This window comes from Streptomyces sp. NBC_01166 (assembly GCF_045039765.1).
Classification (GTDB): Bacteria; Actinomycetota; Actinomycetes; order Streptomycetales; family Streptomycetaceae; genus Streptomyces.
This window is the reverse complement of sequence record NZ_CP108613.1, coordinates 151,990-169,810: the sequence shown is the minus strand read 5'-3', so window position 1 is coordinate 169,810 and position 17,821 is coordinate 151,990. Positions and strand designations below refer to the sequence as shown.

Below are 17,821 nucleotides of genomic sequence, written 5' to 3'. Positions count from 1 at the left end.
TCCCGATCCAGGCCCAGGCGCAACGGGCCGGTGCCGCGAGCAGGTAGCCCGGTGCTACGCACATGCCTGGCGCGGAAGCTCACCGTCGACGCGAAGGAATGGGCCGCGCTGGAGGAGACGGCCGGCGACCGCCCGGACACGGTGGTGGAGTACGAAATCGCCCCGCAGGACCGCAGCAGCGGGGCCCAGGGGCCGAGTTCTGGCCCCTGCCCTCCCGGTCGGCCACAGTGCCGACGCGGTGGACCCACTCGCCTTCGACAGGGAGCGCCGCGGCCGTTGAGATGACGATTGGTATCCGGCGCTCGGGCCCCGGCCGCCGGTGTCCGTCCTGGCAGGGGGCACCATCGCACATGTCGTACCCGGGGCCGGTGGGCGATGGTGCCCTGGCCTTGTGCCAGCCCGCCAGCCCGCCAGCCCGCCAGCCCGGCCACTGCGGCCTCGCCGGCACCCGCCCAGCCGGCTGCTCCCGCTCCCGCTCCGGTCCCCGTTGCGCTGGCTCCGGTGCCGATGGCGGCGCGCCCGGTGCACCGTGCCCGCAGTGCCGCTCGTGCCTAGGAGGAGACCGCAGGGCTCATCAGTCGCGCCGTCCACGCGGAGCTCGTGCGCACTGGTGGCGACATGGACGTCGCGCTCAAGGCCCTGATCAAGCGTGCGATCTCTGACGTGATGCACGTGTTCGTGGAAGCCCGCACCCGCACCGCCCTCAAGCACGCCCACGACGCAGCCGGCCCCGAGGCGTAGCCATGCCTGACGCCACCCTGCACTCGAGCGCCATCAGCGACCTGGAGAAGAACCGGGTCCTCCTGGCCTGGCTGCGCTGGCAGGTCGGACAGACTGAGCGCCGCATCCGTGAATTGGAGATCCAGGAAGTTGAGGAGCGGGAGCGGCGGTAGCGGGCGCGGGCAGAGATGTCGTGGAAGGTCCAGCCGCAGCGCTCCTCGTCGGTGGCGGGAAGACGCGATGGTCGCACTGGCGGAACCGGACACCGAGCCGTGCGAGGTCTGCCGGCCGGACACCGGACTGCGTATGCGCCCGGCCGCCCTGCCACTGCACCCGCTCCGGCCGGCCCAGCAGCTACTTCGCGTCCGGGAGCCCGGCCCGGCGCAGGAACTCCACGACGTCGTGATCGTCGTGGGCGAGTCCGGCGATCTGCCCGCGGATGGTGACCCGTCGGCCGCCGGTGGGGGAGAGGCGGTGGATGACTATCGGTGCGCTCGTCTCTCCAGAGTGCGGATGCTGGCAGGTCGCAGCATGCCGGGCGCGGAACGCAAAGTGGCAGGAGGCGAGCCGGCTTCCCCAAGGAGCGACCCGAATCCGATCTGCCTGCTCGGTTGGCTCGGGATGACTTGCGCATACGGGCAGCCCTTGACGACACCGGCTCAGTCCGGGGTGGGCAGATGGATGGAGGCGAGTTTGGCCGGGTCGACGACGATGTGGATGCCGGTGATCTGGCCTTCGGTGACGGTGAAGGCGATGATGGAGAGAGGCGTTCCGTCGGGGCTCCAGGACATGTGGCCGGGGGTGCCGTTGACCAGCACGGGGCGTTGGCGAGTGACCTTGCCGGAGAACATGCGGGCGCCGGAGGCGACCTTGGTGGCGCCGAGGGTGACGACCACGCCATCGGGCGTGTCGACGGTCAGCTTCACATCCGGGTCGAGGACACGCAGGAGCACTTCGAAGTCGCCGCTGAGGGCGGCGGCGCCGAATGCCTGGACGACCTCTCGGTGCTCGCGACTGGTGCCGGCCGGCCGGTCTGTTGCTTGGACCTTGCGGCGGGCACGGCTGGCGACCATTTTGGTGGCGGCGGTGGATTTGCCCAGGATCTGACCGATTTCTTGGAACGGGACCGCGAACATGTCGTGCAGAACGAACGCGAGGCGTTCGCTCGGGGTGAGCGAGTCGAGCACTATGAGCAGGGCGAGGCCGACTGAATCGGCCAGTGCCACCTGCTCCTCCGGCGCGGGGGCGTCGTCGGGTGTCACCACGAGGTTCGCGAACTCTTGCTCCAAGGGGGCTTCGGGGTGGGCCCGGCGGGATCTCAGAAGGTCCAAGCTGATCCGGCCGACCACGGTGGTCAGCCAGCCTGCCAGATTGCCGATGGCCGCCTCGTCCTGGCGGACCAGGCGCATCCAGGCTTCCTGGACCACGTCCTCGGCATCGGCGTGCGAGCCCAGCACGCGGTACGCGACAGCGCGCAGCCGGTCGCGCTGGGCTTCGAACGCCTCGGCCACGAGGCCGGACGGATGGGCGGTCACCGCTTCCCCTGCTGACGGAGCGAAACCCGGTTGCCGTCCGGGTCCACCGCCTCGACGCGCACCCCGAACGGGTAGTCCACGGGTTCGGACTCTTCGAAGACGACGCCGCGCCTGCGCATGATCTCGAAATCCTTTCGCAAGTCCTCGGATTCGAGGATCAGCGGGCCGGGTGCGCCAGCGCTGCCCGGCTGTCCCGCGGCCGGCGCATGCGACCACAGGATGATCTGCACCGGGCTGCCGGGCACGCCGACGGTGAGGAAGCGTCCGTCGGGCCCCGGGAAGTCGAGCCGCTTTTCCAGGCCGAGCCCCTCGGCGTAGAACTCCAGCGCGCGGTCCTGATCGGTGACGTAGATCGTCACGTACATGATGTTGGTCAGCATCCGGTCCTCGATTCACTAGTCGATGCGACGACCATTCGTAACTGGCCGTCACACCTATGACGAATGCCGACCGGAGAAGGTAACAGGACCGGTCCGGCCGAGCGCCGCGTCCGGGACTGGAGACCAGGAAGCATAGGAGCGGCGGGAGCGGGCGCGGGCGCGGGCGGAGATGTCGTGGAAGATCCAGCCGCAACGCTCCTCCGCAGTGGCACTGCTGCACCGTGGCGGCTGCGCCCCGTACCGGACCAGGTGGGGCTCATGTCCCGGGAAGACGCGATGGTGGCCTTGGACGAGCCGGACATCGAGCCGTGCCAGGTCTGCCGGCCGGACACCGGGCTGACGCGCGGGTAGGGCCCCGCAAGAACCTGCGGGGCCCCGGGCGAGAGCTACGCTGCGAGCGCGTCCTTGAGGGTGGGGTAGATCCGCAGGACGGTGTCGGCGCCGATGACGCGGAACAGCCTGGTGATGGCGGGGGAGGGTGCGGCGATGCGCAGGTCGGCCTTGTGGTGGGTGCTCAGGACCAGCCTGAGGAACATGGAGTCGCCGAAGGTGATGCCGCTGGCGTCCAGGACGATGCTGTCGTGGTGGGCGATAGCAATCTCGATCTCCGCTGCCAGGGGGGTGATGGAGTCCATGTCGAGCTCGCCGGTGGGGGAGACGACAGGCAGCGGCGCGGGCCGGGAGGGGGCGGGTTCATCAGCTGTCATGCGGCAATTGTTGCCGCAGGTGTGGGCGGGATTCCAAGGGCCCCGGAGTCTGGGGCAGGCCAGTGGGGCGTATCCTTGCGCGGCTTCCCCGCTGGCCGACCGTGGTCGTGTTGTCCCGCATAGCCGCCGGGCCGGTGCCCCGCGACACTCGGAACGCCAGCAGCCTCACCCTCTCGGCCGTTCCGCCAGACAAGGGCTCGGGGCACGGTCACGCTCCCCGGTGCGGTCGCCCTCCCGGGTGAGAAGCGGGCTCCGCCGGGCCCGAGGCTTACTCCTCGCGTGGCATCCCGGGCCGGACACCGGACTGCTGAGATGAAGCGACACCCACCGGCCGCGCCGCACTCGGCCTGCCACGGTCACGTACGTATGCGCCCGCCCGCCCCGCCACTCCACCCAGGAGCTGTCGGAGCGCGCGACCCGAAAAGGGCAGCCAGCCGTGGCCGGTGAGCTGCTGCCCCCGGCCCAGAACGAGTGGTCACGCTGGGGAAGCACCGCAGGCCTCTCCGATGCGGCGCTCGACGGGCTCACGGCCCTCGCGGCGCCGCAGCCGTTGGGGACGCTGCTCCAGCCGCTGCGGCTCACCGGCGCCGTGACCGCGATGCCGGTGACCAGGGTGCTGTGCACCGGCAACGGGCCAGGCATCGAGATGCTCCAGATGATGGTGGACGTGGGTGATCCCGCCCTGCGGGCCCTGGCCGACGCCCGGATGCCCTTCTTCGAACTGCCGACGGGAGACTGGCCCATGCTCTCCTGCCCCGTCGCGCTGGCCGAGGTCCTGATCGATGCCGCCTCCGGCGACGATGCCCGACCGCCCGCCCATCTGCGGCCGTTCCTCCTCGACGTACCCGAACGGCCGCGCGAGCGGACCGGGAACACCGACCTGTACCTGCCGGACGGCCCGGGGCCGCATCCGGCCGTGGTGTTCGTGCACGGTGGCCCGGTGCCCGGTGCCCGGTGCCCGGTGCCCGGTGCCCGGTGCCCGCTGGAGCACGGCCCACGCCCCGGGACTGGCCGACCCTCAAGGGAGGGAAGCGGACATAGCTGTCGCGTACGCGCATGCTCAGGCGCCGACAACGTATGGGCTGGTCTTCGTGTTCGTGGTCGAGACGGTCGGGGTGTCCTTCATGCTCGCCGCGTATCCGGTCGCCCACCTGGTCATGCTGCTTCTCGATGTCTACACGGTGTTTCTGGTCTTGGGGCTGCATGCCGCCGCCGTCACACGCCCACACGTCGTAGGGCCGGGTGAAACTGCGGGTACGGCGCGGCGCACGGCTCGCCAGCGTGATGCTCACACTGGCGGCAGTGGTCCTGCTCGCGGACCAACTCGCCAAGTTCTGGGCGGTCTCCGCGCTGTCCACCGGTGAGAGCGTCACCGCGATCCCGACTCTGATCCATTTCCGGCTGTTGTGCAACGCCGGCGCCGCGTTCTCCATCGGCTCCGGCGCGACATGGGTGTTCGCCCTGGCGACGGCGGGCGCAGTGGTCAGCGTCCTCTATGCCGCACCCCCGGAAGGCCTCTCGCGGGTGGGCGCTTGCGCTGGGCACCCTACTCGGCGGCACCGATGTGCGATTTGGGTGCCAGGCGGGGCCCGCGGCGAAGCAGGAGTTACGGCCGCGATTTCGACCAAACCCGCCATCGTGCCAGCAAGAAGGGCACACACCCCAACGTCGAAGGTACCCGCGCCAAGCTGAAACGCCTGGCCAAGCTCGGAATTTTCGCCGAGATCGACACCGGCAGCTTTGCGAAGACCTGTCCCGTAACTGCTGGTCAGGGGTGAGATGATCTTGCTGTGTCTGGTGTGATCACGGCGTCGCAGCCCTCCTGGATAGGCCCGTTCAGCGGGTTGAGCCCGCGTCAGTTCGGCAAGCTGATCACTGCGCTCCGGCGGGAAGGTGCGGATCCGGTGCGTAAGGGCCGGCCGTGGAGCCTGCTGCTGGAGGACCGCGTCCTGTTGGTCGCCGCCTACTGGCGGACGAACCTGACCCTGCGGCAGCTGGCGCCGCTCTTTGGGGTGTCGAAGTCCGCGGCCGATCGCATCATCGACCATCTCGGGCCGTCGCTCGCGCTCCAGCAACGCAAGCGGTTCCGCAAGGACACCGTGCTGATCGTGGACGGCACCCTGGTCCCCACCCGCGACCACAGCATCGCCGAGCAGTCCAAGAACTACCGATACTCCACCAACCACCAGGTCGTCATCGACGCGGACACCCGGCTGGTCGTCGCGGTCGGCCGCCCGTTGCCCGGCAACCGCAACGACTGCAAGGCGTGGGAGCTGTCCGGTGCGAAGGCCGCCGTCGGCAGGACCACGGTCATCGCGGACGGCGGCTACCGGGGCACCGGCCTGGTCATTCCGCACCGCCGCGAACCCGGCCAGAGTGAACTGGAGCCATGGAAAGAGGAGCACAACGCCTCGCACCGCAAGGTCCGCGCCCGCGTCGAGCACGCCTTCGCCCGGATGAAGACCTGGAAGATCCTCCGCGATTGCCGCCTCAAAGGTGACGGCGTCCACCACGCGATGCTCGGCATCGCCCGCCTGCACAACCTCACCCTCGCGGGGTGACGAAGAAACAAGCAGGTCAGCGAGCACGCCGTAGATCATTTACGGGACAACGCTGAGGAAGAAGTAACCGAAAAGGCCATCGACCAGTCGTCCTGTCTCCACCTCACCTGGAAACAGATATAAAGTCACGAACCGCCCTCTCAGGCTCTCGTCGGCCCGTAATCTCTGAGGCTCAGACGCCGTAGGCGGTAACGGTGGCGGGATCGCACGTCCGCAGCACCGTGACGTAGTTGCCTCCCGTCCCGTAGCCGGAGAAGGTCGCCCAGCCGCCGGGTTCGATCACGCGGCACGGGGCCCACTGGCCATTCGAGTACTCGACCGTGACGGAGACGGGGTTGCCGCAGTCGTTGTGGACGTCGGTGTAGCGCCAGCTCTGGAAGTACTCCACGCACTCCGGAGCCGGCGAGCTGGTGGTCGCCCCAGCGGCCGGGGCGGTGGCCAGGGGCATCATGAGACCCGCCGCGGTCAAGGTGGCCAGAACGAGGGGACGCGATATACGTGCCATGTGGTTTGCCATGTCCCGCATCCTCAGCCCACATGGGCATCGATGCAAGTTTCTGCAAAGCTTTTCAGTCAATATTGTTTTGTTGTAACTTCCAGCAGCTCAAAGGTAGTTGTTGGGCTTGAAAGGCTTTGCAGCCCCCACGCGCAGACGGCTGTGGTGTTGGTCTTGCTCTGTGAGGCAGCCAGTGCGGACACTCGTCGACAGGGCCTGGAGGCCGGTTCGCGCAGGGTGCGGTCCGCTTCTCGGCGTTTCCCTCTGGTCGGGAGCGCGGTGGCGAGCGTGTCGAACAGCCCAGGGAAGGCCGAGGGGGATCGGACCAGCCCGGTACCCAGTCGCACGAGTGCAGACCGGGGCTGAGGAGGCGGTGACGGGCGGGGGAGTGCCGGCGGAGAGTAGGGCAGCGGCGATGACGCAGACCACGTGACGGCCCAGCACCTGCGGATGCTGCCGCTCAGGTCAGGCAGTTTCTTTCGGGTTATCTCGCCGACCAGATGAAGATGGCGGCGATGTAGCGTCCGGCGAGGTAGATGGCGGCGGCGATGTCGGCCGCACGGAGGCACTGATCAGGACGATCGTGCCTGCCGGCTGGACTGCAGTACGGCGGTCAGGAAGCTGCGCACCGTCTCCCGCTCATCCGTGTCGAAGCTTTCCGCGACCGCCACCACGTCGGCGAGCACCGGCCCGAAGAAGGACCACCCGAGTTCCGTGGCCTTCTCCTCCACCTCCAGCAGCACGCGTCGCCGATCGACGGTGTCCTTGGTGCGCTGGACCAGCTCGAGCCGCTCCAGCCGGTCGACCAAGGCGGTGGTGCCTGCGGAGTTCAGGTGCATCTGACGACCGAGCCATCCCGGCGTGGCGGGGACGTTGTCCCGCGCCGCGTCCAGCAGGTGGATCAATGCTCTTACATCGGTGGGGTGCAGCCCGTGACGCGCCGCGAACTCGGCGCCCAGCAGATCGAACTCCACGGTCACCGCACGCAACACGTGGACCAGCTTCATCTCGGGGCTTTGGTCGTTCATGCACGCTCCCTGGAACCCATGCGTAATATCTCGCTGAACGAGATTATCGCTGAACGAGAGGAAAGCCCAGTGTCCCAGACCGCTTTCGACCTCGCCTACGACGAACTCCGAGCCCACTGGCCGCACTCCACCGAGGACTGCGACATCAGCACCCCCTACGGGCGGACCCGGGTCCATGTGTACGGTCCGGCCGACGGCACCCCGCTGCTGCTGCTGCACGGCGGCTCCGCCACCGGTCTGGTCTGGTTCGCCAACGCACCGGCCCTGGGGCGCCGCCACCGGATCCATGCGGTGGATCTCCTGGGCGATGCCGGCCGTACCGACCGAAGCGGCGGCATACCCCTGAAAACAGCCGAGGACCTGACCGCCTGGCTGGACACCCTGCTGGATGGGCTCGGCCTCGCCCGTACGCACGTGTGTGGTCACTCCTACGGCGCCTGGCTGGCCGCCAGATACGCACTCCACGCACCCCAGCGGGTGAACCGCCTGGCCCTCCTCGACCCCACCCAGGTCTTCGCCGGCTTCCGGCCCACCTACCTGCTACGCGCACTACCCCATCTCATCCACTCCAGCCAAACCCGCGCCGCCGCCTTCCTGGCCTGGGAGACGCAGGGAACCCGTCCGGACGAGAATTGGCAGCGCCTGTATGCCCTCGCCGCAACCGTCCCCGGCCGCAAGCTGATCGCAGGCCGCCGCCCCCGGGTGGCCGACCTCCGCATGCCTGTCCTCGTCCTGCTCGCGGAACACAGCCGCGCCCACCGCTCCGGGAAGGTCGCCGACCGAGCCTCCCGAAAGCTCCCGCAGGGCACGGTGGTGGTACTGCCCGGAGCCACCCACCACTCCTTGCCTCTCACCGCACCGCAACTGCTGAACGAGCACCTCACAGCATTCCTGAGCTGATACGGCCCTTCGTGAGGATTGCCGACAGCACATCAGGTTCGGCGTCGTCCACGTGAACGATCCCGGCTTCAGCACCGACCTCGTCGCCTGGGTCGACTGCTCGAACGCGACCGGCTGACCCACTCTGCTGGGAGTCGGCCCGCAACGGGCCCGCACCTGGGCGTTACCGGGCCCAGATGCCCGAAGCGGAAGTGCCGTCGCCGGTGCCAGAGACGAGCCTCCCGCTCCGGGCCCCGACACCCTGGCACACGAAATCCGCGGCGTCTGCCGGGCTGCGGCTCCTTCTGGTCCTTGAGCACTGCCGCTGCAGCGCCGGACGGTCCGCTGCGCAGCGCGTCGGCTTGTGAAGGGTCCGTCGGCCGCACGCGCAGTCCGCATGGGGCTCGACACCAATCCCGACACCATGACCGACGATATGACCGAGAGCATGGCCGACACTATGACCGGCACCTCCCGGGAGCGGACCTCTGCATAACGGCAGGTCACCCCCCGATTTTCCCCTGGTGAGTGCTCAGACTTCCCCTCTTCTACCTGGCTGTCCGGCTATGGATGGTGGGTGTGGTGGCGGTGGGCGGGCGTGGTCTCGGGGAAGACGAGGCTGCGCTGGTGTGAGACGCCGCGTCGCCCTGTAGGGCGCCCGGCGGCACGGCGGGCCCGCTGGGGGCGCTGGGACGCGTCTGGCGGCCTCTCAGGCCGTGTGCCGTGGCGGCCGGACAGGCAGTGCACGCGAGGCTCTTGGTCCCACGCAGTTGCTTCAGGTATTCACCCACTTCACGGGGTTCCTCTGCGCTTCGGCTTCGCTGCCGCAGGCGCTCGCCACCATCACCTGCAGCTGCAGGCCCTGGGGTTAGACTTCCCCGCCCACCCCGACCGGAGGTCATCTCAGTGTTCCCCGCACGGGCATTCGCCTTTTCCCCGCTGGTTCTGGTGGTTCTCGCCCTGTCCGGCTGTTCTTCCTGGGTCTGCACCGACACGATGGCGGAGCGCGGTGAGGCCGGTGTCAGGGTGCAGGTCGTGGACACGGGTGGGCAGCCTCTCGGCGTCACTGCGGCGGTCGTTGACTGGAGCCTTGAGCCCCACCCGCAGGTGCCCTCCGAAGGTGACCAGGTCCACGTCCGCTTTCGCTTCGACGGCGCCGATGAATATTCGGACCCCGCGGTGGACGCCTGTGCAGTCGACAAGGGGCGTGTGGCGTTGGGGTGTCAGACGGTTTCCTCGTCCCAGGCCTTCGGGCGCTGGCTCGCCGTCGAGCACCCTGAGCAGGTTGACGCAGTGCTGTTGATCCCCAATGACCAGTCCTACGACCGACGCACCTGCGAAGCGGACATCAAGGACGGTGGCGGGATGCATCCTCCGGAACCACCCAGCAGGGGGGACCAGCTGTAGGGGGCCAAGGCGGTTGGCCGCGAGTCACGGGCCTCCCGGCGCTCCGGTGTTTGCGCTGTTTGGCGGTCTGGTTGTGCGCCCATCGGCCCCGGTGCGCCCTTGCTGCGGCCGCTCCGGGTTCTCAGGGCCCGACACTACGGCCGACAGCTGCCGGGAGCCGGCCTCTGCACAACTCCAGGTCAGGCTCCGGTTTTCGGCCTAGGTCTGCTCGGCGGCCTCACGTCCGCCTGCGCTGACCAGCCCTGTCTCGTACGCGGCGATGACGGCCTGGACCCGGTCGCGGAGTCCGAGCTTGGCGAGGATGCGGGCGACGTGTGTCTTGACGGTCGTCTCGGCCAGGTGGAGGCGGGCGGCGAGTTCGGCGTTGCTCAGCCCTCGGGCCAGCAGGCCGAGGACCTCCAGTTCACGCCGGGTGAGCGAGGCGAGGTCGCGGTGGAGGGCGGCGGCGCCGCTGTCACGCTCCGCGAAACGCCGCACGAGGCGGCGGGTGATGGCCGGCGCCAGGAGGGCGTCACCGGTGCGGACGGTGCGGACGGCCGCCGTCAGGTGCTCGGGGGTGACGTCCTTGAGGAGGAAGCCGCTGGCCCCGGCGGCCAGTGCTGCGTAGACGTACCGGTCGAGATCGAAGGTGGTCAGGATGATGATGCGGGGCTCGCCCGGGGTGCCGGTGAGGATGCGGCGGGTGGCTTCCAGGCCGTCCATCTCGGGCATGCGGACGTCCATCAGGACCACGTCGGGACGGGTGCGGCGCGCCGCTTCGACGGCTTCGGCCCCGTTCTTCGCCTCGGCGACGACGTCAATGCCGTCGGCGCCGAGGATCATCCGAAACCCGGTGCGGACGAGGGTCTGGTCGTCGGCGAGGAGGACACGCAGTTGCTCGGTCACGGTGCCTCCAAGGGAATCAGGGCCTCCACACGGTATCCGCCGGCCGGAGACCGGCCAGAGTCCAGGGTTCCGTCGTAGACGGTGAGGCGCTCGCGCAGCCCGATCAGCCCCCGACCGTTTCCGTCGGCCGCGCCCGCACCCGGGTGTCCTCCGGTATCGGTGACCTCTACTCGAAGCTGATCCTGACCGTAGTCAACGGTCACGGCGGCGGTGGCACCGGTGGCGTGCTTCACGGTGTTGGTCAGGGCTTCCTGGACTACGCGGTACGCGGCGAGTTCGACACCGGGCGGGAGGGGGCGGGGCGGGCCGGTCACAGTCAGTTCGACCGGGATTCCGGTGTCCCGTACTCGCCCGACCAGCGATTCCAGCTGGTCCAGGCCGGGTTGCGGGGCCATCACCGGCCCCGGACCCTCCATACCTGTCACCTCGCTCTCGTCCGCCATGGTGAGCAATCCCATGACGTGGCGCAGTTCGGTCATGGCCGCTCGCCCGCCCGCCTCGACGGCGAGGAGTGCCTGGCCTGCCTGCTCGGGGGAGGCATTCATGATCTTGCGGGCGGCGCCGGCCTGGATGATCATCACGCTGACGTTGTGCGTGACGACGTCATGCAGCTCACGGGCGATCCTGGCCCGCTCGTGCGCGACGGCCAAGCGCAGCGCCTCAACTTGTTCGCGTTCCAGGGCGGAGAGCCGGGTGCGCCCCTCGTCGGTGCGGAGTTTCCAGGTACGCAGGCCGACCGCGGCCACGGCCATCGGGACCAGGATCAGCAGGGCGATGTATTCATTGGGGACGATCGGGGTCACCGAGTTCCCCGAGGCGCTGACCAGAACGACCGACACCGGCAGCGCCGCCAGGGTCGCCGCCCGGTAGGGGCTGTACACCGCGGCGCTGTAGACGGCGATGACGAACGCGTAGAAGGTCAGCCGCAGAACGCTCTGCGGCGTCGCCAGTGTCGCGGCCGTCACGACGCACAACACGGCCAGCGGACAGCGGCGCCGCAGTACCAGGGCGCCCGAGGCGATGAACGCGAGGGTCACCATGAAAGCCATGCCACCGGGGCCGTTCGGGCGCGGAATAACGCGTTCCACACCGGGCGCGATCTCCCGCACCACCACGTTGGCGGCGTTGTCGATGCCGTAGTAGACCGTGGCGACACCGATCGTCAGAGCCACCAGCACATCGAACTGCCAGGCACGCCCGGTGGGCCGCAAAGGTGGCCCGCTGGAGAGCCAGAGGCCACGCACCGCCTGACGCGCGGACTCCTGAAGCCGCTCCAGCCCCGTACGTACGTTCATCACCGGTTCATTGTTGCTGCCACGTGGTCCCGCAGAGTCCACCTCGGCGGTCATTTCTTCGCACCGGGTACATCACCCGCCTACATCGCAGGGATGACGTTTCCGGCGATCGTCCCAGCGCGGTACCGCAAAAGGTTCGAGCGGGTGACGTGTAACAGCTGGACCCGCTCCTACCGTTCACGAAGCCAACTGCCCTACCCGAGGAGCCGTTTCATGGCCATGCCAGTGATCGAACTGCGTGAGGTGAGCCGCCGCTACGACGGCCCGCCCGCTCCGAGTGGAGAACGGACGGACTCGTGAACACTGCACTCCTCCGCCGTAGCCTCACCGTCGCTACTGCACTGCTCACGCTCGCCGTCGGCCTGGGCGGACCTCCCGCCGCGGCGGCCGACGATCGGGACAGCGCACCGTATCTGCCCAGACCGACCGGGCCCCGTGCGGTCGGCACCACGTCCCTGCACCTCACGGACGACTCACGCCCCGACCCATGGGCATCCGGGGTCGACGCACGCGAACTCATGGTCTCCCTGTGGTACCCGACGGCCGCGCCGAACGGGCGTCGGGTGCAGTACATGACGCCGACGGAGTCGGAACTGCTCCTCGAGGATGGGGGCATCACCGGTGTGCCGTCGGACGTGCTCAGCACGGTGCGAACCAATGCCTTCACCGACGCCCGGCCGACAGGGCGCGTGCGAGGTCTGCCGCTGGTCGTGCTCTCACCGGGCTTCACCAAGCCTCGCGCCACGCTGACCACCCTCGCCGAGGACCTCGCGAGCCACGGCTACATCGTGGTCGCGATCGACCACACCTACGAAAGTGTTGCCACCACCTTCCCGGACGGGCGGGTGGCTACCTGCACTTCTTGCGAGGTTCCGCATGACGAAGCGTTCTGGAACCGGCTGGTGGGCAGCCGGGCCGCCGACGTCTCCTTCGTGCTGGATGAACTGACCGGAGCGCACGCGCGATGGAACGGCGCCCGGCTCATCGATTCGTCACAGATCGCGATGGCGGGCCACTCTGTCGGTGGTGCGAGCGCCGTCACCTCCATGCTTGCTGACCCCCGGGTGCGCGCGGGCATCGACATCGACGGTACGACCCAGATCCCGATCCCGGACAGCGGCATGTCCCGGCCGTTCCTGTTCCTCGGCAGACAGAACCAGTACACCCCGGGCACCGGTGACGGCGCAGTCGCCACCTGGGAACGCGACTGGCAACGACTGACCGGGTGGAAACGGTGGCTTGTGGTGGAAGGAGCCGAACACGCCACCTTCACCGACGTCGGACTACTGGCGGAGCAGCTGGGACTCGACATCGGCGCCGACCTGCCGGCGGCCCGGGCCGCAGAGATCGTCCGCGGATACACCCGCGCCTTCCTCGACCTGCACCTGCGCCACCGACCGCAGCCCCTCCTGGACAAGCCGTCCACGCGCTACCCGCAGGTCCATTTCTGCACCCCGGAGACGAGCACCTGCGTCTGAGCTCTGTCCCGTGGTTCATGTGCCAATGGCAAGCACGCCCACGACCCCGCGGTCCCCGAGGCATAGCCATGCCCGACGCCACCCCGCATACCGGCACCATCAGCGACCTGGAGAAGAACCGGGTCCTCCTGGACTGGCTGCGCTGGCAGGTCGGACAGACTGAGCGCCGCATCCGTGAACTGGAGATCCAGGAAGTTGAGGAGCGAGAGCGGCGGGCGCGGGCGGAGATGTCGTGGAAGGTCCAGCCGCAGCGCTCCTCGTCGGTGGCGGGAAGACGCGATGGTCGCACTGGCGGAACCGGACATCGAGCCATGCGAGGTCTGCCGGCCGGACACCGGACTGCGGGGCTGAACCGACACCACCGCCGGCGCCGTCCTCACCCCGCCCCGGTCTAAGCCGCCACGTACGTATGCGCCCGGCCGCCCCGCCACTCCACCCGCTCCGGCCGGTCCAGCAGCTGCTCCGCGTCCGGGAGCCCGGCCCGGCGCAGGAACTCCACGACGTCGTGATCGTCGTGGGCGAGTCCGGCGATCTGCCCGCGGATGGTGACCCGCCGGCCGCCGGTGGGGGAGAGGCGGTGAATGACTATCGGCGCGCTCATCTCTTAAGGGTGCGACTCCACGCCGGTCACAGCATGCCGGGCAAGTCCCCTACCGGTGCGGCTTCAATGACTGCTGCAACTCCTCTTGCATGTTTTATGACAGACCCCATAAGTTACTGACAGGTAGCCCATTCGTTCGCGGAGGCCACGTCGTCGGGAGGTGCTGGGCAGGTGAGTCCGCGCAGGAGTGAAAGCCGTGACCGGATGATCCTCAGTGCTGCTGCTCTGCTGCGCGAGTACGGGGCGAGCGCGACCAGCATCGACCGGGTCCTTGCCCACAGCGGAGCCCCCCGGGGCTCGGTGTACCACCACTTCCCCGGCGGACGGGCGCAGCTCATCGACGAGGCCGTCGCGCTGGCGGGGGACTTCATCGCGGGCTTGATCGATGCCGCCGTGCAGGCGGATGATCCAGTGGAGGCCGTCGACGCGTTCTTCGTGTTGTGGCGCGACCGGCTCGTGGAGAGCGGGTTCAGGGCCGGCTGCCCGATCGTGGCGGTGGCCGTGGAGACCAACGACGACGCACCCCAGCTCGCCCGATCCGCCGCCGCCGTCTTCGCTCGCTGGCAGGAAGCCCTCGCAGGACTCCTCGTCCGGCACGGCCTGACCGAGGAGCGCAGCAGCCGACTCGGCGCCTTCATCATCGCCGCGGTCGAAGGCGCGGTGATCATGTGCCGGGCCGACCAGAGCACCGCCCCGATCGAGGCGGCCGCCGCCGAGATCCACGACCTGCTCATCTACGCCCTGCGCGATCGCCCGGATACCGGATCCGGGCCTCGACCCAAGGTGTAGCTCGCAGACCTTGATGCACGTCAGATCAGTAACGAAGGAGTCGCCATGCCCTCGCTCGACCGCCACGACAACGTCTTCGTCCTCGACCTCGGGGACGGAGAAAACCGCTTCCACCCCGACTGGCTCACCGCCGTCAGTGCCGCGCTCGACGAGGTGGAGAAGGCGGAGGGCCCTCGCGCCCTGGTCACCGCCGCCACCGGCAAGTTCTACTCCAACGGACTCGACCTGGACTGGCTGTTCGCCCACGCCGACCAGCACCAGGACTATGTCGTCTCCGTCCACGACCTGTTCGCGCGGATGCTGTCGCTGCCGGTCATCACGGTCGCCGCGCTGCAGGGGCACACCTTCGCCGCCGGCGCGATGTTCTCACTCGCCCACGACTTCCGCGTCATGCGCGCCGACCGAGGCTACTGGTGCCTGCCCGAAGCCGACATCAACATTCCCTTCACCCCCGGCATGGCCGCACTCATCCAGTCCCGGCTGGCCCCGCAGACCGCGCACACGGCCATGCTCACCGCCCACCGCTACGGCGGCACCGACGCCGCGACCGCCGGCATCGTCGACCAAGCCGTCGCCGAGGACGCCGTGCGCTCCACCGCGATCGAGATCGCTCAGGCACAGGTGAACAAGGCCGGCGACACCCTCGGCACCATCAAGGCCCGCATGTACGCACCGGCTCTGACCACCCTGGGCGACACCACCAACCCGCTCGGCTGAGCCTGCACCTCCCAACGCACGAGGAGACACAGCCGATGACCGCCGACACCGTCTGGCGCAAGAGCGACTGCATCCTGTGCTACACCGGCGACCGCCAGGACTGACCGATCCAGCGACGTGACCCGGTGCCCCGCCTGCACAGCAGACGGGGCACCACGCTTCTTCCTCACGCCGGACCAACCCGCGACGCCCCCCCGGCTACCCGGCCGGACGGTTCCGGCCCGTCGCCGGGCTCCCGACCGGCGACGGACCGGCGACGGGCCGGCGACCTGGTGGAGAACCGGCCGGGCCTGTCACAGCATGCCGGGCACGCTCCCGCTCGCACCCTGCGGAGGGGCGCCGTACACCGGATACATGAGTGAGGAACAGCAGTCGTGGCATCCGGGCGAGGTCGTGCCGGAGAGCGGGATCTACGCGTGTGACTGCGGTGCGGGCCACCACTGGAGTACCGACGTGAAGGGGCACCGCTTCCCGCCTCTCCCAACAGGCTGGCCCGGGGGCTCGTGGACGCTTCAGACGGATGCGCACCCCGACTCCTGACACCCAGCACCTGACCGACCGGGAGGGAGCCCGCGTGATGTTGAGGCCGCACGTGGAACCGATGCTAGCGCAAGCCCGCGACACCCTCCCACCCCTCGGCACCGGCCCCGGCCGCACGGGGGTGCAGCCCCAAGTTCGATGGGTTCCGGGCGCTGCTCTTCACCCCGCTGCGCCCGGGCGGGCTGTTGCAGACCCGGCGCGGGGCGCTGGTCCAGGACCGCTTCCCTGCCCTTGCTGTTGCCGCCCGCAGTCTCCCGGCCGGTCTCGTCCTCGACGGCGAGCTCGCAGTCCTTGACCCCGACGGGCAGCTCTTCACCGCCCTGCAACGCCGCGCGACCGCCGGCCGCAACGCCCACGCCTTGGCGGCCGAGCTGCCCGCCCACTTCATCGCCTTCGACGTCCTCCAAGCTGATGGCCAGGAGCTGCTGGACGCCTCGTTCGCTCCCCGCCGCGAGGTCCTGGAGGCGCTGTTCGCCGACCACCGGCTCGGCCCGCCGTGGACGCTGTGCCCCTCGACCACGGACCCATCTGTCGCGGACGAGTGGCTGCATGAGTGGACCGACGTTCCCGGTGTCGAAGGCGGCGTGGCCAAGAGCCTGACGGGCCGCTACCGGCCCGGCGTACGGGGCTGGACCAAGGTCCGCCGCAGGAACACCACCGAAGCACTCATCAGCGCCATCACCGGCTCTTTGCACCGGCCCCAGGTCCTGCTCCTGGGCCGCTACGGCAGCACCGGCTGTCTGCGGTTGGTGGGCAAGACCGTGCCGCTGAAACCCGGCCGGTCGGGGTTACCGGGCGAGTATTTGGCCGTCGTGGGGGCGGTAATCGCGGGAGCGGCGCAGGTCGGTGGTGACATAGGTGCGTTGCAGCCAGCGGTCTGCTCCGTCGTAGCGGGGGTGGAAGGCGGTGCGTCCGTGGACGGTGACGCGGTTGTCGAGGATGACGAGGTCGCCGGGGGTCAGGCGGAGGGTGTGGGCGGTCGCCTCGCAGGCGTGACCGAATTCGGTCAGGGCTGTGGCGGCCCGGGGGGTGAGGGGGGTGGTGACGAGTTGGGCCATGTGTATGTCGGGGTCTTCGACGGCTCCGGAGAGCACCGCTCGGGGCTTGGCGTCCGGTTCACCGGCGGCCGGGCCGAAGGAGGGGGGTGGGGCGGTGTGGAATTCCGGTGTGAACAGGGCTTGACGGCTGGCGAGGGTGAGGTGTGTCAGTGCCTGGCGGATGCCGGCGATGCGCATACCGGCACGCCGGTCGTGGTCGGCCCGCAGGCACAGGAAGACGACATAGTCGGGCGGGTGAGGGTGGAAGCCGTTCTCGGTGTGGAAGGACAGCGGAACCGATCCAGCGTTGCCGTGGAAGGTCTCCTGCCCGGGCACGGGGACCACGTCCTGTACGAGGGCGCCGGCTTTCTCCGCGAGGTAAGCGATGGGCTCCCCGAGGCCGCAGGCCACCATGGTGAGCACCGCAGCCCCAATGGTTGCCCGGCGCTGGACCGAGCCGGGTACGGCCGGTGTCGGGGGCAGGGCTCCCTGCCCGGCGGGCAGTGCGCTGATGACCAGGGTGCCCGTCGGGCCGGAATGCCTTCGAAACCGGCGCACTTGGCGGCGCAGCCGTAGCGGAAGTTCCTCCCAGGCGTCGCGGGCGCGCTCCACCCACTCGGGGCTGTCGACCTGGTGGTTTTCGCCGGTGCACAAGGTGCGGGCCAGTTGCTCGCACGCGGCGGTGTCGGCCGGGTCGAGTTCCCGGCGGGCGACGCCGGTGCTGGGGGTGTTGTCAGGCGTTGTCTCGGCCATCAAAGTCTCCTGC

The 17,821-nt window shown here is 69.3% G+C and carries 20 protein-coding genes and 2 pseudogenes; 13 read left to right on the top strand and 9 right to left on the bottom strand.

The genetic code is table 11. The annotated features are described in order from the left end of the window. Positions 1 to 600 precede the first annotated feature (600 nt). Entirely contained in the window at positions 601 to 741 is a 141-nt protein-coding gene (locus tag OG379_RS00875) for a hypothetical protein (RefSeq protein WP_405658214.1), read from the top strand. Between the two features lie 2 nt (positions 742 to 743). Continuing rightward, positions 744 to 893 (top strand): hypothetical protein, encoded by a 150-nt coding sequence (locus OG379_RS00870; RefSeq protein WP_405658212.1) that lies wholly within the window; start codon positions 744 to 746, stop codon positions 891 to 893. A gap of 486 nt (positions 894 to 1,379) precedes the next feature. On the opposite strand, the gene OG379_RS00865 is transcribed toward OG379_RS00870, so the two are convergent. Both OG379_RS00865 and OG379_RS00860 read right to left on the bottom strand, forming a co-directional pair. Then, complete coding sequence (locus OG379_RS00865) at positions 1,380 to 2,255, bottom strand: sigma-70 family RNA polymerase sigma factor (protein ID WP_405658210.1); 876 nt, start codon at positions 2,253 to 2,255, stop codon at positions 1,380 to 1,382. Continuing rightward, a complete protein-coding gene (locus tag OG379_RS00860; protein ID WP_405658207.1) occupies positions 2,252 to 2,635 on the bottom strand; it encodes a VOC family protein in 384 nt (127 codons plus the stop codon). Before OG379_RS00860 ends, OG379_RS00865 begins: the two co-directional genes overlap by 4 nt. A 63-nt stretch (positions 2,636 to 2,698) precedes the next feature. On the opposite strand from OG379_RS00860, the gene OG379_RS00855 reads away from it, so the two are divergent. Next, complete coding sequence (locus OG379_RS00855; RefSeq protein WP_405658205.1) at positions 2,699 to 2,986, top strand: DUF6233 domain-containing protein; 288 nt, start codon at positions 2,699 to 2,701, stop codon at positions 2,984 to 2,986. 35 nt (positions 2,987 to 3,021) lie between these two features. Here OG379_RS00855 and OG379_RS00850 read toward each other — a convergent pair whose 3' ends face one another. After that, positions 3,022 to 3,342, bottom strand: coding sequence for an STAS domain-containing protein (locus tag OG379_RS00850; protein ID WP_405658203.1), 321 nt, complete (start codon positions 3,340 to 3,342; stop codon positions 3,022 to 3,024). A 319-nt stretch (positions 3,343 to 3,661) separates the two neighbouring features. Between OG379_RS00850 and OG379_RS00845 the strand changes: the two are divergent. The 3 genes and pseudogenes from OG379_RS00845 to OG379_RS00835 form a co-directional block, all read left to right on the top strand. Next, a pseudogene (locus tag OG379_RS00845) lies at positions 3,662 to 4,377 on the top strand (alpha/beta hydrolase); the annotation flags it as partial. A 249-nt stretch (positions 4,378 to 4,626) separates the two neighbouring features. Beyond that, positions 4,627 to 5,034 carry a signal peptidase II gene (locus OG379_RS00840; RefSeq protein ID WP_405668354.1) on the top strand — a complete coding sequence of 136 codons (408 nt, stop codon included), beginning with the start codon at positions 4,627 to 4,629 and terminating at the stop codon, positions 5,032 to 5,034. A 98-nt stretch (positions 5,035 to 5,132) separates the two neighbouring features. Beyond that, on the top strand, positions 5,133 to 5,903 hold the full coding sequence (locus tag OG379_RS00835; RefSeq protein WP_030639138.1) for an IS5/IS1182 family transposase: 771 nt from the start codon (positions 5,133 to 5,135) through the stop codon (positions 5,901 to 5,903). A 172-nt stretch (positions 5,904 to 6,075) separates the two neighbouring features. Here OG379_RS00835 and OG379_RS00830 read toward each other — a convergent pair whose 3' ends face one another. After that, positions 6,076 to 6,420, bottom strand: coding sequence for an alpha-amylase (locus OG379_RS00830; protein WP_405658201.1), 345 nt, complete (start codon positions 6,418 to 6,420; stop codon positions 6,076 to 6,078). Between the two features lie 551 nt (positions 6,421 to 6,971). Next, positions 6,972 to 7,427 (bottom strand): MarR family winged helix-turn-helix transcriptional regulator, encoded by a 456-nt coding sequence (locus OG379_RS00825; RefSeq protein WP_405658199.1) that lies wholly within the window; start codon positions 7,425 to 7,427, stop codon positions 6,972 to 6,974. Between the two features lie 69 nt (positions 7,428 to 7,496). Between OG379_RS00825 and OG379_RS00820 the strand changes: the two genes are divergently transcribed. Together OG379_RS00820 and OG379_RS00815 are read left to right on the top strand one after the other, a co-directional pair. Then, positions 7,497 to 8,327 carry an alpha/beta fold hydrolase gene (locus OG379_RS00820; RefSeq protein ID WP_405658196.1) on the top strand — a complete coding sequence of 277 codons (831 nt, stop codon included), beginning with the start codon at positions 7,497 to 7,499 and terminating at the stop codon, positions 8,325 to 8,327. Positions 8,328 to 9,212: 885 nt separating this feature from the next. Continuing rightward, positions 9,213 to 9,713 carry a hypothetical protein gene (locus OG379_RS00815; RefSeq protein ID WP_405658194.1) on the top strand — a complete coding sequence of 167 codons (501 nt, stop codon included), beginning with the start codon at positions 9,213 to 9,215 and terminating at the stop codon, positions 9,711 to 9,713. Positions 9,714 to 9,911: 198 nt separating this feature from the next. Here OG379_RS00815 and OG379_RS00810 read toward each other — a convergent pair whose 3' ends face one another. Both OG379_RS00810 and OG379_RS00805 read right to left on the bottom strand, forming a co-directional pair. Next, on the bottom strand, positions 9,912 to 10,598 hold the full coding sequence (locus OG379_RS00810; RefSeq protein ID WP_405658192.1) for a response regulator: 687 nt from the start codon (positions 10,596 to 10,598) through the stop codon (positions 9,912 to 9,914). Continuing rightward, a complete protein-coding gene (locus OG379_RS00805; RefSeq protein ID WP_405658190.1) occupies positions 10,595 to 11,893 on the bottom strand; it encodes a sensor histidine kinase in 1,299 nt (432 codons plus the stop codon). The genes OG379_RS00810 and OG379_RS00805 overlap by 4 nt, the downstream gene beginning before the upstream one ends. A 296-nt stretch (positions 11,894 to 12,189) precedes the next feature. On the opposite strand from OG379_RS00805, the gene OG379_RS00800 reads away from it, so the two are divergent. Together OG379_RS00800 and OG379_RS00795 are read left to right on the top strand one after the other, a co-directional pair. Next, positions 12,190 to 13,371 (top strand): alpha/beta hydrolase family protein, encoded by a 1,182-nt coding sequence (locus OG379_RS00800; RefSeq protein WP_405658188.1) that lies wholly within the window; start codon positions 12,190 to 12,192, stop codon positions 13,369 to 13,371. A 279-nt stretch (positions 13,372 to 13,650) separates the two neighbouring features. Beyond that, complete coding sequence (locus OG379_RS00795; RefSeq protein ID WP_405668352.1) at positions 13,651 to 13,722, top strand: DUF6233 domain-containing protein; 72 nt, start codon at positions 13,651 to 13,653, stop codon at positions 13,720 to 13,722. 40 nt (positions 13,723 to 13,762) lie between these two features. Here the strand turns inward: OG379_RS00795 and OG379_RS00790 are convergent, their stop codons facing one another. Beyond that, positions 13,763 to 13,972 (bottom strand): hypothetical protein, encoded by a 210-nt coding sequence (locus OG379_RS00790; protein ID WP_405658186.1) that lies wholly within the window; start codon positions 13,970 to 13,972, stop codon positions 13,763 to 13,765. Between the two features lie 204 nt (positions 13,973 to 14,176). Between OG379_RS00790 and OG379_RS00785 the strand changes: the two genes are divergently transcribed. The 3 genes and pseudogenes from OG379_RS00785 to OG379_RS00775 all read left to right on the top strand — a co-directional run. After that, positions 14,177 to 14,761 (top strand): TetR/AcrR family transcriptional regulator, encoded by a 585-nt coding sequence (locus tag OG379_RS00785; protein WP_405658184.1) that lies wholly within the window; start codon positions 14,177 to 14,179, stop codon positions 14,759 to 14,761. Between the two features lie 45 nt (positions 14,762 to 14,806). Further along, positions 14,807 to 15,478 (top strand): enoyl-CoA hydratase-related protein, encoded by a 672-nt coding sequence (locus OG379_RS00780; RefSeq protein ID WP_405658182.1) that lies wholly within the window; start codon positions 14,807 to 14,809, stop codon positions 15,476 to 15,478. A gap of 692 nt (positions 15,479 to 16,170) precedes the next feature. After that, positions 16,171 to 16,599: pseudogene (locus tag OG379_RS00775) on the top strand (ATP-dependent DNA ligase); the annotation flags it as partial. Positions 16,600 to 16,806: 207 nt separating this feature from the next. Here OG379_RS00775 and OG379_RS00770 read toward each other — a convergent pair. Further along, positions 16,807 to 17,808, bottom strand: coding sequence for a TauD/TfdA family dioxygenase (locus OG379_RS00770; protein WP_405658180.1), 1,002 nt, complete (start codon positions 17,806 to 17,808; stop codon positions 16,807 to 16,809). Positions 17,809 to 17,821 lie beyond the last annotated feature (13 nt).